Raw genomic sequence first — 15,130 nt, forward strand, 5'->3', positions numbered from 1 at the left:
GCATATGCACCTGAGAAATGATTGGACTCGCGCTGAAATACAAGCACTCTACCAACAGCCTTTTTTAGATTTGGTCTTTCAAGCACAGCAAATTCATCGTCAGTACTTTGAAGCGAATGCCATTCAAGTCAGTACTTTGCTGTCGATCAAAACAGGAAAATGCCCTGAAGACTGCAAATACTGTTCACAGTCTGCGCGCTATGACTCAAAGCTTGAAGCTGAAAAAAGAATTGCGGTTGAAAAGGTCATTAGCGAAGCACAGCAGGCGAAAGCCTCGGGTTCTACACGGTTTTGTATGGGCGCGGCATGGCGAAATCCACATGAGCGCGATATGCCTTATGTCTTGGATATGGTGCGTGAAGTTAAAGCTTTGGGTTTAGAAACCTGTATGACGTTAGGCATGCTGAATGCCTTTCAAGCCGAACGTTTAAAAGGTGCAGGACTCGATTATTACAACCATAACTTAGACACGTCGCGTGAGTACTATCCTAATGTGATTAGTACCCGTAGTTTTGATGACCGTTTGGATACCTTAAGTCATGTTCGAGAGGCAGGCTTAAAAGTATGTAGTGGCGGGATTGTTGGCCTAGGTGAAGAGACCAAAGATCGAATTGGTTTATTGTTTGAATTGGCAACTTTACCGATACATCCTGAGTCTGTGCCGATCAACATGCTGGTTCCTATGGAAGGTACGCCTTTGGCAGAAGTTGAAAAGTTAGATGTGACAGAGTGGATTCGAACTATTGCGGTAGCGCGCATTATTATGCCGAAAAGTTATATTCGTCTGTCCGCAGGACGTGAATCGTTGTCCGATGCCGACCAAGCTTTGGCTTTTATGGCAGGTGCAAACTCACTGTTTTCGGGTGAAAAATTGCTGACTACGCCAAATACAGCACAAGGCAAAGACCAACAACTCTTTCAAAAATTGGGGCTACATGCAGAAAAAACCAAACCGCAACTTGCTGAGTTAACGGTCGATGCTATGGCTGTGGCTTAAGTGCTAGAACATGTGGTCATGAAAGTGTAGATTTAGGGCGACGAATAAAAGTAGATGAGTGAACAATAAAATGGCGAAAGACTTTCAGAGTCAAACTTTAGTGGATGGTTATGATCAACATATTCGTAAGCTCATTCCAGGATATGAGTTGGTTCATCTGCAAATTCAAGCCATTTTAAAAACACATTTACCAGAACATGCGCATGTATTGATTGTGGGATGTGGAACAGGTTATGAGCTTTCATATTTGTTGGCGCAGCATCCGGCGTGGAGTTTTACCGCTGTTGACCCATCTTTGACCATGATTGAAAAAGCGCAGCAGTTATTGAGCGAGACCCATAGTGATTTAACGCGGGTTCGCTTTGTGCATGGTGATACGACGACCTTACAGGAAAGTGCACAGTTTGATGCCGCTTTAGCCATATTGGTGGCGCATTTTATTCCACTTGAAGCAAAGCCATTCTTCTTTGCCGATATTTTACGCTGTCTTAAAACACAAGCTATTTTACTGAGCTATGACCTGATGCGTTCCAGTGATGACACTGAACTCAAGGTTTTACAAACCTTATGTCAGAGCAATGGTTTGACGGTGGTACAGAGTGAAAAAATGATTGAGCGCCTGCAACAAGATTTTTATTTGGTTTCGGCCAACCAGATGCGAGAGCTTCTGACTAAAGTTGGATTTCATGAAGTACGAACTTATAGTCAACTGTTGAATTATTATGGTTTTTTTGTAAAAAAGTAAGAGCCAATAGCAGTGAAAAGATACATTTTAAGGATAAGAATGAAGGAATACACATGGCAGCCTATTATCAACTTTTAAATCGTGAACAGCACAGTGATGGGAGCTGTACGGCGTCTTATCTTTCCAATATTCATGCACAAGGCGCATGGAACCCGCATGAACAGCATATGGCACCTGCAACAGGGGTTTTGTGTGCAGAGTTAGAGCAGTTTCAACCACGCGATGAGATGCGCATTGGACGCGTGAGTTTAGATATTTTTGGACTGATCGCTTTTGGTGAGTTTACGGTGCATACCCGTGTCATTCGTGCTGGAAAAACCATTGAACTGATCGAGGCGGAAATGAAAGCAAACGGGAAGACTTGTATTGTGGCCCGTGCTTGGAAAATGATGAAGCAAGATACCAGTGCAATTGCAGGGCTAGAAGATCAATCGATTGTAGATCCTGAAACTTTGCCAGTATGGGATGGGATGAAATGTTGGCCGGGTGGTTATATCCAGAGTATTGAGACACGTGCGGCAGAAGGGCACCGTGCGGGTAAAGGCATTGTCTGGTTACATAATGATTTGGACATGGTGGAAGCTCAGGAAACATCAAGTTTTGTGCGCTTATTGGGGATGGTGGATACAGCCAACGGTATTGTGCCACGTCAAAATCCAGCATCTGGATGGGGCTTTCCCAATTTAGACCTACAACTGCATTTATACCGTTTACCCCAAGGGAAATGGTTAGGTTTGGAAGCGACTCAGCAATATGGTGATGATGGTATCGGTTTAACTAGTGCGGTTTTGCACGATGAGCAAGGGCCATTTGGTCGTAGTGAACAGATTTTGACCCTGCGTAAGTTTTAGTTGGTCAGTGTCAATTTAATAAAAAAGGATGAATTGCTTCATCCTTTTTTTATTGGCATGCTGTAGGCACTTTAAAATAGTGAAATGAAGATGCGGATCAGTTTAATTGGAGCGGGGCGGGTGGCTCATCATTTGGCTAAAGCCCTGATGTCTCAGCATGAAATCGTCAATATTCATAACCGAAGCTTCGACAAAGCTGCGGATTTAGCACAAGTCGTACATGCAAAGGCGGTCAGTCATTTTAAGCAGTTAAATACTGATGTGGATTTGGTGATGATTGCAGTAAGTGATCAGTCTATTCCGAGTGTGATTTCGGCCTTGACTGAATATCTGCCGAATGTGTTGATTGTACATACTTCGGGGAGTACAGCGCTTTCAGTTTTGTCTACGCAACATGCACGTGCAGGAGTTTTTTATCCCTTACAGACCTTTAGCTTAGAACGTGAAATTGATTGGTCAAATACACCGTTGTTTGTAGAAGCTACTGAAAATATGGATCTTCAAAGACTACATACACTGGCAGAAAGCCTGAGCCAACGGGTGTATAGTTATAGCTCTGCACAGCGTCTAAGTTTGCATTTAGCGGCTGTTTTTGCCTGTAATTTTAGTAATTATTGTTATGACATGGCAAAACAAGTGGTGGATGCAGAGCAGGTCGATTTTAGTCTGTTATACCCCTTGATCTTAGAAACCGCACAGAAAGCGACACAGAATGACCCGAAGCAGATGCAAACTGGCCCTGCGATGCGTCAGGATCAGAATATTCTACAGATGCATCAACAGATGCTCGCGCAAGCTCAACGAGCGGATCTTGCTGAAGTGTATGCCTTAATGAGTCAGCAGATCAGTCAACGTCACAGTTAGCATTTAAAATAATAAACAAAGAACAAGCAAAGCCACTGAAAACGTGGCTTTTTTTATGCCCTAAGATTCGGTACAGTGTTACTTAAAATAAATATAAACAAATAGAGGGCGTATGCGTTCACATTCATTATTAGAACAAGTGCAGTGGAAAGATCTTGTTCAGTTAGGCCGTACCGATGTGATCAGTGAGTTATTTATCTCTTTGCCGTGGTTGATTGTCTCATTCATTTTTGCAAGTTTACAGTGGTATGTATTGGCGCTGTTTTGCTCGTTTATGTTTTTCTTAACAGGGCTCAGACAGGTGCATAACGCTTTTCATTTTGCCTTAGGCATTGGCCGACCTGCGACCCATTGGGTTATGTTTGTTTTGAGCATCGTTATGCTCGGTTCGATGCATGCGGTACAAATTAATCACCTCCGCCACCATCAGCACTGTATGCAGGATGAGGATATTGAGGCGAAAAGTGCAACCATGAAGTGGTGGCAAGCTTTACTTTTTGGCCCTGTTTTTCCATGGATGTTGCATAAAAAAGCCTTTGAGGTTGGGACTAAAACCCAGAAAAAATGGATGTCTGCTGAGCTGGTTGCCAACGTCATTGTATTGTTTTTGGTTTTTATGGTCTTGGATATCAGTATTTTAAAATACCATGTCAGTGCCATGTTGATTGGGCAATGTATGACGGCATTTTTTGCAGTGTGGACGGTGCATCATGATACGGAAGATCATGTCTATATGGCGCGTACTGTGCGTAATGAGTTTAAACGGATCGTGACCTACAACATGTTTTATCATGTGGAGCATCATTTGTTTCCCGCAGTGCCGACACGACGTTTACATATTTTGGCAAAACGTTTGGATGAACATGATCCAACGGTTGAAATTCGGCATGTGTTTTAAAACATCGGCCATAAAAATAGGGCTCTAGGCCCTATTTTTATGAGATCTAAAATTTATTTAATTTTCTTAAATAAGAAGTCGTTGATCTTATGACCTTCTTCGAGTCCACGACGTTCAAATTTAGTTTGTGGACGCCAGTCTGGACGTGGGTAGCTGTTGCCTTTTCCTGCCATATTTTCAAGATTTGGACGGTTATCGAGTACATCAATCATCCATTCTGCATATGGTTCCCAGTCTGTCGCTGCGTGGAATGTGCCACCCATTTCTAACTTTTGCTCAACCAGTGGCATACGGTCATGGGATACGAAGCGACGTTTGAAGTGACGTTTTTTCTGCCATGGGTCTGGGAAGTACAGTTGCACAGCATTGATGCTGTTGTCTGGCATTTCACGTAAGACTTGAATGGCATCTGCATCTAAAAGACGAAGATTGGTTAAGCCTGCAATTCCAGCTTCATACACACATTGCGCGATCCCTGGAACATGCACTTCAATCCCGACATAGTTACGTTCAGGGTTGGCCTGCGCCATCAAGACCAATGAACGTCCCATACCAAAGCCAATTTCAACCGTGAGCGGGCGCTCTGGATGTTCAAACTGTTGGCGTAGGTCACCTACAGGGTATTCCAAAATCATGTGACCATATTGTTCAAGCGCAGTGCGTTGCGAGGTGTTCAGCGGAGATGAACGACGCATAAATGTCACAATTTCGCGGTGTTCATTTAAGTTGTCTAGCTCGACGACTTGCTGGTCTAATTGATCATTCGTCATAATTTTGGCAGATGTAGAAATTCGAAAGCGGTATTGTAAGTCCTGAGCAGGACAAGTCAAATTTTTTACTCAGAATTTATTAAATTCAGCACCACCATGTTTGCGCAGCCTAGAAATTGTCATTATTTATTAATCATGATGTAACGAATAAAAATTAACCTGCCATCTGATTTAACCAATTGATAAAAAATGATGAAGAATTTTAAGCCACAGATATTAAGCCTGAGCCTGATTTTGGCGGGTTGTTCCTTTCCTGCGTATGCGCAGCTATTGTTTAGTCAGTATGTAGATGGAAGCAAAAATAAGAAAGGATTGGAAATTTATAATCCAGATCCGACGACAGTCAACTTGGCAGAATATCAGATCAAGCAATACGCAAATGGCGAGACCAGTGCAAATTTGACAGTGAGTTTGACAGGTCAATTGGCGGCAAAGGGGCATTATTTGGTCGGGCATTCTGCTTTAAAAGAAGCTCTAGGCGATGCGGTGCAACAGCAGGCGAACTTAGCTTTCAATGGTGACGACACTTTGGTGCTTTATCATAATGGCGTTGCGATTGACCGCTTTGGTACAGTGGGCGAAAGACCAAGCACTGGATGGGGTAGTGTTGCAACAGCGAATAGTTTTAAACGCACATTATTAAGCAATAATGTTTCTAGTAGGGGGATTGATGTTACCGCGCCGTTTGATTTGGCATCGGCATGGGAAAAATGGTCAGACCGAAATGCATTTTCCAGTTATCTTGCTGGAAATACAGCACCCTCCCTAACCGCTGTGAGCTGTAGTACGACAGCTACCCCAATTGCGACATTGCAAAGTGCAGCGCAAGATGAGGAATATGTGGTGAAAGGCGTAATTACGGCTGATTATCGTTATAGCAATGGTTTCTCAGGTTTCTTTGTACAAACATCAGATGTTCAAGCCCAAGCCAATACCAGTAATGCGGTGTTTGTCTATGTTCCCTCTTCAAGTAGCGTGACAGGTGGGCAAGTCGGGCAGGAAGTCATTTTCAAAGGCAAATTGAAAACCTATCAAAACCAATTACAGCTTCAAGATTTAAGCAGCGATATTAATGTCTGTAATCCTTCGGCGAGTGACTTGGTTAAACCAATGGCGATCAATTTGCCTTTTGATAATTTGACTGAAACTTCAGGCCATGCACCAAAACGCTATCAAGGCATGTTGGTCAATATTCCTCAAACCCTAACGGTCAGTGAAAACTATGACTATGGACGTTATGGTCAGTTGGCTTTAAGCCCCGCGCGTTTATATATCCCAACCAATTTATATCCTGCCCATTCAACGGAAGCCAAAGCGCTGGCACAACAGAATTTACGTTCTAAACTTATTTTGGATGATGGCTATAACAATCAGAACAGAACGCCGTGGTTGCCAAGTGCTTTTAGTGCTAAAAATACCCTACGTACAGGTGCACAACTGCAAAACGTACAAGGCATTTTAGAATACCGCTATAACCAATGGCGAATTCAACCTGTGCTTGGTGCAACAGCGCCACAAGTCTTAGACGCGACAAACCCACGTGCAAGCGTTCCAGCAAAGGCTACACAACAAGTTCGTGTTGCAGCATTTAATGTACTGAATTATGACAATGGTTTGGCACAAGGTTTTCCTACGGAACGTGGTGCAAGTTCCGAAGCTGAGTTTAAAAAGCAGCATCAGAAAATTGTCAGTGCATTAAAAGCGATTGATGCGGATGTCTATGGTCTGATGGAAATTGCCAACAATGGTTATGGCGAGCGTAGTGCAGTTGCTTATTTAGCCCAAGCTCTGGGGAGTGACTGGAAATATGTAACGCCTCCGAATGCTGACAAACTTGGAACTGATGCGATTGCTGTTGCCATTATTTATAATGCCAAGCGGGTCAAACCAATCAATGTTGCAGCGGTCTTTGATGACCAGAGCCAGAAAAACAGAGTCACGATGGCACAGACCTTTCAAGCCTTATCAGGTGGGAAGACTTTTACGGTTATTCCGAACCATTTGAAGTCTAAAGGTAGCTGTCCAGATGATAAAATTTCGATAGAGGCAGATCAGGGCGATGGTCAAGGTTGCTGGAATCCAACCCGCGTTAAAGCGGTACAAGCGTTAATGCAATGGGTCGCGAAAAATCCAACACAGGTAAGTAAACCGAATGTCTTACTGTTGGGGGATATGAACAGTTATGCCAAAGAAGATCCAATTCTGGCGCTTGAACAAGCCAACTATAAAGTATTGTTGAATGATGAAAAAATTGGTCAGGGGAAAGCAGCTTATAGCTATGTTTTCGGCGTAGCCAGTAATACCCAAGGTTATGGTGGTGCAGGCAATTTAGACCATGCGATTGCTGATGCAGCACTTTATCCTTTGGTGAAAAAAGCATTTGCATGGCATATCAATGCAGATGAACCGACGGCACTAGACTATAACGAAGAATATAAAACTGAGGAGCAAATTGCTGCATTCTATGCGGACGATGCTTACCGCTCTTCTGACCATGACCCCGTGATTGTGGATTTAGACTTAAACGATGCAGTGGTTAACGATGAGGATAAAACCAGTGCGGGAAGTACAGGGTTGTGGTCTGCATTAGGGTTAATTGGTTTGGCCTTGTATGGCAGTTTAAGACGTCGCAAGAATCAGTCTTAACTTGCTTTATGGATAATAATAAAAGGGCGTCATCGCCCTTTTAATTTGTTTATGATTTGAAACCTTTTATGAGCTGATACGGTCAATGAGGGTAGTGCTGGCTTCATTTAAGCCTAACACCTCGACCACAACACCTTGGGCTTCAAACTTTTCAACTACAGCATTTAACATTTGGACTGAAGTCATATCCCAAATATGTGCATTACTGAGTTCAATTTCAACCTTCTGAATATGTTCATTAAAGTCAAAAAACTGAAAGAATTTCTCTGAACTACTAAAGAAAATTTGACCGCTTACCAGATAGCGACGGGTATGGTTATGCAGTTCAGACTGAACATGAACCGTACTTTCCAGTTTATTGATGAAAAATAATGCGGACAGTAAAACTCCGACAAAGACACCCAAGGCAAGATTATGTGTGGCTAAGACAATCATCACGACACTCAGCATAACCATATTACTTTGTAGCGGGTGTTTAGCGATGTTTTTAACTGAGTCCCATTGGAAGGTTGTAAATGCCACCATGATCATAATGGCAACCAAAGCTGCCATTGGAATATAAGACAGCCAGCCTTTAAAAAACACCACCAAACACAGTAAAAACACACCAGCCACTAAGGTTGAAAGCCGAGTACGTGCACCTGAGCTGACATTAATCACAGACTGTCCGATCATTGCACAGCCTGCCATACCGCCCATAAAACCGCTCACAATATTGGCCATACCTTGTCCGCGACATTCTTGATGACGGTCACCTTCAGTACCTGTGACTTCATTCACTACTGTGGTGGTCATCATGCTTTCAAGCAAACCGACGGTCGCTAATGTGATGGCATAAGGGAAGACAATTTGCAGCGTTTCAAAGGTCAGTGGAATATCTGGTAGTAGAAAAATAGGTAAAGTATCAGGGAAATGACCTAAATCACTGACCATACGCATATCCGTGCCTAAAAACAGTGCCAAAGCGGTCAGGACGAGAATACAAATGAGCGGTGGAGGAATGGTTTTCCCTACTTTAGGCAGATAGGGAAACAGATAAATTACAGCGAGGCCAAGTGCGACAAATGCATAACCCCAGTGATTCATTTGGCTGAGCTCTGGAAGTTGTGCCATGAAGATTAAAATCGCCAGCGCATTTAAAAAACCATACACCACCGACTGCGACACAAAACGCATCAGTTTGGCAACTTTAAAATAACCCGCAACGATCTGAATGACCCCAGTGAGAATGGTTGTCGCCAGTAAATACTGTAGGCCATGCTCTTTGACCAGCGTGATCATGAGTAGGGCCATCGCGCCTGTTGCTGCTGAAATCATGGCTGGACGACCACCAAAAAAAGCAATGCTCACTGCGATACAAAAGGAGGCATACAGTCCGACTTGAGGGTCTACACCTGCAATTGCTGAAAAAGCAATAGATTCGGGAATCAGTGCAAGTCCTACCACTAAACCTGCTAAAACATCGGTACGAATGTTAGAAAACCATTCATCTTTTTTAAGGCTAATCACAGATCAAATTCATTTTAGGGACAAGGGAGCTATGTTAAAACAACTCTGTTGCAAATTGCAGTGTTGTTGTACTTGAAAAAAAATGTGAATTAGACAATATTCAATAGGCGAACGAATGATTTTTCGTTTACGCTTTTTTGCAATTTACAGGTTTTGATCACTTGAAAGTTTGTTAGAAGCCATTTAAAACAGAGAATAGAGTTATAACAAGGATCAGATATGAAGCTTTATTATGCACCGGGTGCGTGCTCACTTGCGGCGCACATTATCCTCAATGAAATTAATGTTGACTTTGATTTAGTCCGAGTAGATTTAAAAACACATAAAACAGAAAAAGGTGCTGATTATTACGAAATTAATCCAAAAGGATATGTACCCGCTTTAGAAATTAATCCAGGTTTGATTCTGACTGAAAATGTAGCCATTTTGCCATTTTTAGCACAACATGATCCAAAACAAGATCTTATTCCGCCATCGGGTTTGGGGCGTGCCAAAGTTTTAGAATGGCTAGGTTATTTAAACTCTGAATTGCACGATGCTTATGCTGTTTTCTTCGGTGCGCCATTAGATGCTGCTGCCAAAGAAAAAGCCTATGCTGAGATTGATCGTTTACTCAGTTATATTGATAAACAAATTGGCGAGTCGGATCATGACTATTTGGTCGATGATAATTTTGGCCCCGCAGATGCGTATTTATTTGTCCTCACCAATTGGTCAAATGGCATCGAACATGATTTTTCGCCGTATAAAAATATTATCTTTATCCGTAATAAAGTGGCTGAACGTCAGTCAGTACAAATTGCAATGCGAGATGAAGGTCTAATTCCTTAATTTTGATGCATTGAAGAAGCGCCGAAAGGCGCTTTTTTTTTATACTTTAAAGTTTATTGTTGATATTTAGTCAACAATATTTTGCAAATTCACTACTTTTTAGCGCAGAACAGAGTCTCTATAGTGCCTATATAGATTTTGGCTTTTAGGCTCTTCCCATGAAAAATATTTTATTAATTAACGGTGCAAAAACCTTTGCGCACTCGAATGGTCAGTTAAACGATACCTTAACTGAACTTGCGCAAGAGGTGTTGTTAGACTTAGGACATCAGGTTCAAGTGACACGCGCCGACAGCGAATATGATACAAAAGTTGAAGTGGAGAAATTTCTGTGGGCAGACACCGTGATTTACCAAATGCCAGGTTGGTGGATGGGTGCACCATGGACTGTGAAAAAGTATATCGATGATGTCTTTACCGAAGGGCACGGTAGTCTGTATGCCAATGATGGACGCTCACGTTCCGATGCTTCAAAAAAGTATGGTTCAGGCGGTCTGATTCACGATAAAAACTATATGCTGTCGTTGACATGGAATGCACCGATGGATGCATTTAATGATGCTGAACAATTTTTCCATGGGGTTGGGGTCGACGGGGTTTATTTACCTTTTCACAAAGCCAATCAATTTTTAGGAATGCAAACCTTACCGACGTTTATTGTGAATGATGTGATTAAAGCACCTGAAGTTGAAGCCTATATGGCACAGTACCGTGACCATTTGACGCAAGTTTTTGCTTAATCGGGAGAAGTGACCATGTTAACTGTCATTGCTGAAATTATTTGTCATTCAGAGCAAGATTTTACAACGGTTCTTGATTCATTCAACAACATCCGTGAGCAAGTATTACAAGAGCCCGGTTGCCATCTCTATGATGTGCATATCGACCATCCTGCTGTTGAGAGTCCATTACAAACCAAAGTACCGTTTTCAATCATGATGTATGAAAAATGGGAAAGCATGCAGCATTTAGAAACCCATATGCACAGTGTCAATATGCAGCAACATGCTCAAGCAACCAAAGGTGCAGTTGCTCATGTGCAAATTCGTATTTTAGAAGCGCAATAAGTGATGCATATGAGTTTGACAGCGCTTTTCTTTGCTCTGTTTATTTAAACTCCAGTAGCTCATTGAACTGAACCTGTTCGAGTTTCAATGCGTAGCGCTGTTTGAGTGTTGTCCATTGAACTTTGACAGGTTGTGTTGTTTCAGCAAACTCATTTTCACCTGTCGTATTTTTTACTTTACCTGTCATAAAGTTGATACTTCGCGCCGTGATGTCGCCTGATGCACGGTGGAAATCGTTGACATCATAACCAATCAGTTTAAATGTGCGGTCTTGGTATCGAAAGGTATACGTGTGATTGGTCACATACCACGAACCACAGCTTAACCAGTAGTGCAGATGAACCTTGAGCACACCTTTTTGAATGCTTAACGCTTCAGTCTCACCGAGTGGATCAGCGAGGCAAGGGGACTCTATGTCACCTTCTGTCGGCAAAGTAGTATTAGTCGCCGCAAGTTGATAACCATGTGTTTGCTTCAATAAAACCAAAAGCTTTCGTTCATTGATATTGAGGACATCACTCCCTAAGCGATCATTTTTAACGAAATGTTCAGGATTGGTGTCTTCAATAATCAGGGCAATATCCGCTTGACCATCTTGGTTTAAATCGCCTTGGACTTTTTCTAAAACCTTCCAGTTTGTTGCCACAAAAGATTGGTAGCTCGTTTTGAGAGTCGGTTTTGCCTCTGCTTTGGCCCAAGCATTGCTTGTGAGTGTTATGAAAAATAGGGTGTTGAGTATGAGTGTTGGTCTGATCCATTTTTGCATGGGCATCGTTTCCTCTCATTTTTATATGGTTATCGATGTTAATAAATAAAGATGGTTGAGTGTATCAAAGCGTGTGGCGAAATGTCCCTACAACCTAGGTCATCATAAAGTGTTGTCCTAGTGTTGAAATAAATAAAAAAGGACTCCGAAGAATCCTTTTTATCGCTTAAAACAGATTAAGAGATTATTTAAAGAAATAACCTGTTTCTGGTGAGCTTGCGTTGGCCATACGTTTGCGAGGCATACGGCCTGCGAGAAATGCTTCTCGACCCGCTTCAACTGCTTTTTTCATAGCAGAAGCCATTAAAATTGGCTGCTGAGCGGCAGCAATCGCGGTATTCATCAACACGCCATCACAGCCGAGTTCCATGGCAATGGCTGCATCGCTTGCCGTTCCCACACCAGCATCCACCAATACTGGCACTTTGGCATTTTCTTTAATAATAGAAATCGTGTGTGGATTCAAAATTCCTAGACCAGAACCAATCAAACTGCCTAAAGGCATGATGGCAACGCAGCCCATGCTTTCAAGTTCTTGCGCCACAATTGGGTCATCCGAGGTATAGACCATGATTTCAAAACCATCGTCAATCAAGGTACGTGCCGCTTTCAATGTTTCGGTAATGTTTGGATATAGCGTTTTTTCATCGCCCAATACTTCAAGCTTCACCAAGTTATGACCGTCTAATAATTCACGCGCCAACATACAGGTACGCACGGCACTATTGGCATCAAAGCAGCCTGCTGTATTCGGGAGAATGGTGTATTTTTCAGGTGGGACCACGGACAATAAGTTTGGTTGGCCGGGGTGTTGACCAATATTGACGCGACGAATCGCAACCGTCACGATTTCTGCGCCACTGGCTTGAATGGCCAAATCGGTTTCTTGCAGGTCTTTATATTTACCTGTGCCCACCAGTAGACGAGATTGAAATGATCTAGAACCAATGATGAGAGGGCTGTCTTGCATGTGAACTCCGTATTAACCGCCACCGACGGCATGAATAATTTCAATTCGATCCATTGCACAAATTGGAGTGTGTTCCAATTTACTTTTACTAATAATGTTTTCGTTTTGCTCAACAGCAAAACGTTTGCCTTCAAGTGCAAAGGTTTGCACCAGTTCAAGCAGGTTTTTACATTCGGTGTGCTGTAGTTCGCCGTTTAAATAAATTTGCATGGTGCTCATCTCTAGTTGTTTACTTGGCATATTTCATGGCATTCCATGCCAGAACCAACCAACCTGCAATCATCAATGCCCCACCAATCGGGGTAATCGCACCTAGGCCACGCGGTAAGCCCAATGCCATGACATAGAGGGAACCACAGAAAAAGAAGATGCCGACTTGAATCAGTAAAAAGCTGATTTTGATGGGAAGCTTGGGAAGGACTTTGGCCAAAATGCCGAGCGCCAATAAACCAAGCGCATGGTAAAAAAAGTAATCAGTTGCAGTTTGCCACCAAGCCAATTGGGCTTCAGTAGCACGTGCTTTGAGACCATGTGCGCCAAAGGCACCTAATATAACGGCAAACGCTAAATTCAGCGCTGAAATCGCAATCCACATATGCAATGCTTTACTTATATCACTGTGCGCAACAAAGTAGCATATTTTGAAGAAAGGTTAAAAGACAAAAAGCCTCATTTATTGGTAAAAAGAAAAGGGCATTTCGCCCTTTTCTGTATTGGTATCATCTTAGTTTGATGACATCGCCACTTTAATTTTTTCCATGGCATTTTTTTCAAGCTGACGAATACGTTCTGCGGAAACATTATATTCAGCAGCCAGTTCGTGCAGCGTCGATTTTTCATCATCTAACCAACGGCGCTGTAAAATATTACGTGAACGATCATCAAGTTGTTCCATCGCATCATGCAGAGCATTGGTGCTTTGTTCTTCGTAATCTTCTTCTTCAGCCAAACGCGCTGGGTCGTAGCGGTTATCTTCAAGATAGAGGGCAGGTGCAACATGGGTTGAACCTTCATCGTCATCATCACCCTGAGCTTCAAATGCTGCATCATAAGCAGTTAAACGACCTTCCATTTCCAACACTTGTTCAGGTGTTACATTGAGGTCATTTGCAATCGATTGCGCTTCTTTTAGAGTGAGCTTTTTAGACGATTTTTTTAGACTACGTAAATTAAAGAACAGTTTACGTTGTGCTTTAGTCGTCGCAATTTTGACAATACGCCAGTTACGAATCACATATTCGTGAATTTCGGCTTTAATCCAGTGCACCGCAAAAGAGACCAAGCGTACGCCCATGTTTGGGTCGAAGCGTTTAACGGCTTTCATTAAGCCCAAGTTACCTTCTTGAATGAGGTCGCCTTGAGGTAAGCCGTAGCCTGCATAACTGCGGGCAATATGAACCACAAAACGTAGATGCGACATGACTAAAAGTTTAGCGGCATCTAGGTCTTGGTCATAATAGTAGCGTTCAGCTAACTCTTTTTCTTGTTCCGCTGTCAAAATCGGGATTTGGTTGACAGTACTAATATAAGCGCCCAAGTTTACACCTGGTGCCGATAATGACAGGGGCATCAATTGATTGCTGCTGTCACTCATGTGTTCTCCTTAGGGATTTCATTTTTACCCAACAATTGAATTTATCTTAATCCAATCTTCCACTGAATAATGGAAAATTGGGTATAGAAATGTAAACTTTTATGCAAATGTGAATAGACTTAGTGTAATTGAAAAGAATTAAGATTCAATGAAGTAGTGAAATTCATGCTCATTAATTTGTTTCAAAACGCAAGTTAAATGATGAATTTCGCAATAACGCGTGATATCGATCTGACTGTGTGGATCAGACGATTTTAATAGAAAATGCTGCGCTGGACTCTTTTTAAGTGCGCGTTTAAGCAACAACAGAGGCATAGGACATGGTTGCCCCATTGCATCAATAATGTTGGTATTTTGTTCGATATCACTCATATAGCTAAGGCAGGCTTCACAATATTTAGGTGGGTAGAAATATTAGCAAATTCAGTGCCAAAACCCAAATATTTCATGTGTTATAGGTCTATAGTCGCTATATCTAAAATTACAAATAACTAGTTAAAAAATATGCTGAATTAAAAAGACGATTAATCAAAAAAAGGGTATGAATTGTTTTTAACCCATGTTAAGCTCGTCGCGTACTGGGATTTAACACAACCATAAATTGTTTTAAATCCTATTTTAC

17 protein-coding genes are annotated in these 15,130 nt (G+C 42.2%); 9 read left to right on the forward strand and 8 right to left on the reverse strand.

All coding sequences use genetic code 11. The features are described 5' to 3' along the window. Positions 1-4 precede the first annotated feature (4 nt). The 5 genes from bioB (at position 5) to AC4MDD_RS05955 (ending at position 4,355) form a co-directional block, all read left to right on the forward strand. Positions 5-997, forward strand: a complete 993-nt coding sequence (gene bioB / locus AC4MDD_RS05935) for a biotin synthase BioB (protein ID WP_078388943.1) — start codon at positions 5-7, stop codon at positions 995-997. A gap of 70 nt (positions 998-1,067) precedes the next feature. Then, complete coding sequence (locus tag AC4MDD_RS05940; protein ID WP_078388942.1) at positions 1,068-1,742, forward strand: class I SAM-dependent methyltransferase; 675 nt, start codon at positions 1,068-1,070, stop codon at positions 1,740-1,742. Between the two features lie 53 nt (positions 1,743-1,795). Continuing rightward, positions 1,796-2,593 carry a thioesterase family protein gene (locus tag AC4MDD_RS05945; RefSeq protein ID WP_491882424.1) on the forward strand — a complete coding sequence of 266 codons (798 nt, stop codon included), beginning with the start codon at positions 1,796-1,798 and terminating at the stop codon, positions 2,591-2,593. 90 nt (positions 2,594-2,683) lie between these two features. Further along, complete coding sequence (locus AC4MDD_RS05950) at positions 2,684-3,457, forward strand: Rossmann-like and DUF2520 domain-containing protein (protein ID WP_078388940.1); 774 nt, start codon at positions 2,684-2,686, stop codon at positions 3,455-3,457. Between the two features lie 112 nt (positions 3,458-3,569). Continuing rightward, positions 3,570-4,355 carry a fatty acid desaturase family protein gene (locus AC4MDD_RS05955; protein ID WP_078388939.1) on the forward strand — a complete coding sequence of 262 codons (786 nt, stop codon included), beginning with the start codon at positions 3,570-3,572 and terminating at the stop codon, positions 4,353-4,355. Positions 4,356-4,408: 53 nt separating this feature from the next. Here the strand turns inward: AC4MDD_RS05955 and trmB are convergent, their stop codons facing one another. Continuing rightward, complete coding sequence (gene trmB / locus AC4MDD_RS05960) at positions 4,409-5,125, reverse strand: tRNA (guanosine(46)-N7)-methyltransferase TrmB (RefSeq protein WP_005400603.1); 717 nt, start codon at positions 5,123-5,125, stop codon at positions 4,409-4,411. Between the two features lie 192 nt (positions 5,126-5,317). Here trmB and AC4MDD_RS05965 point away from each other — a divergent pair, with 192 nt between their 5' ends. Further along, complete coding sequence (locus AC4MDD_RS05965) at positions 5,318-7,771, forward strand: ExeM/NucH family extracellular endonuclease (protein WP_171263856.1); 2,454 nt, start codon at positions 5,318-5,320, stop codon at positions 7,769-7,771. A gap of 66 nt (positions 7,772-7,837) precedes the next feature. On the opposite strand, the gene AC4MDD_RS05970 is transcribed toward AC4MDD_RS05965, so the two are convergent. After that, positions 7,838-9,280, reverse strand: coding sequence for a SulP family inorganic anion transporter (locus tag AC4MDD_RS05970; protein WP_279690903.1), 1,443 nt, complete (start codon positions 9,278-9,280; stop codon positions 7,838-7,840). Between the two features lie 219 nt (positions 9,281-9,499). On the opposite strand from AC4MDD_RS05970, the gene AC4MDD_RS05975 reads away from it, so the two are divergent. The 3 genes from AC4MDD_RS05975 (at position 9,500) to AC4MDD_RS05985 (ending at position 11,178) form a co-directional block, all read left to right on the forward strand. Continuing rightward, positions 9,500-10,111 (forward strand): glutathione binding-like protein, encoded by a 612-nt coding sequence (locus AC4MDD_RS05975; protein WP_279690905.1) that lies wholly within the window; start codon positions 9,500-9,502, stop codon positions 10,109-10,111. Between the two features lie 158 nt (positions 10,112-10,269). Beyond that, complete coding sequence (locus tag AC4MDD_RS05980; RefSeq protein WP_279690906.1) at positions 10,270-10,851, forward strand: NAD(P)H-dependent oxidoreductase; 582 nt, start codon at positions 10,270-10,272, stop codon at positions 10,849-10,851. A 15-nt stretch (positions 10,852-10,866) separates the two neighbouring features. Beyond that, positions 10,867-11,178 carry a putative quinol monooxygenase gene (locus AC4MDD_RS05985; RefSeq protein WP_279690907.1) on the forward strand — a complete coding sequence of 104 codons (312 nt, stop codon included), beginning with the start codon at positions 10,867-10,869 and terminating at the stop codon, positions 11,176-11,178. Positions 11,179-11,218: 40 nt separating this feature from the next. Here AC4MDD_RS05985 and AC4MDD_RS05990 read toward each other — a convergent pair whose 3' ends face one another. The 6 genes from AC4MDD_RS05990 to AC4MDD_RS06015 form a co-directional block, all read right to left on the reverse strand. Further along, positions 11,219-11,944, reverse strand: coding sequence for a hypothetical protein (locus AC4MDD_RS05990; protein WP_078426240.1), 726 nt, complete (start codon positions 11,942-11,944; stop codon positions 11,219-11,221). Positions 11,945-12,128: 184 nt separating this feature from the next. Further along, on the reverse strand, positions 12,129-12,914 hold the full coding sequence (locus AC4MDD_RS05995; RefSeq protein ID WP_078426210.1) for a thiazole synthase: 786 nt from the start codon (positions 12,912-12,914) through the stop codon (positions 12,129-12,131). 12 nt (positions 12,915-12,926) lie between these two features. Then, the gene (gene thiS / locus AC4MDD_RS06000) at positions 12,927-13,124 is read right to left on the reverse strand and encodes a sulfur carrier protein ThiS (protein ID WP_004696245.1); all 198 of its coding nucleotides are present in this window, start codon (positions 13,122-13,124) and stop codon (positions 12,927-12,929) included. 19 nt (positions 13,125-13,143) lie between these two features. Continuing rightward, the gene (locus AC4MDD_RS06005) at positions 13,144-13,509 is read right to left on the reverse strand and encodes a DUF423 domain-containing protein (RefSeq protein WP_004696247.1); all 366 of its coding nucleotides are present in this window, start codon (positions 13,507-13,509) and stop codon (positions 13,144-13,146) included. A 129-nt stretch (positions 13,510-13,638) separates the two neighbouring features. Then, entirely contained in the window at positions 13,639-14,508 is an 870-nt protein-coding gene (rpoH, locus tag AC4MDD_RS06010; protein ID WP_004982243.1) for an RNA polymerase sigma factor RpoH, read from the reverse strand. Between the two features lie 138 nt (positions 14,509-14,646). After that, entirely contained in the window at positions 14,647-14,880 is a 234-nt protein-coding gene (locus tag AC4MDD_RS06015) for a sulfurtransferase TusA family protein (RefSeq protein WP_004696251.1), read from the reverse strand. Positions 14,881-15,130 lie beyond the last annotated feature (250 nt).

It is taken from the genome of Acinetobacter sp. CAU_H_29a_1 (assembly GCF_058599505.1).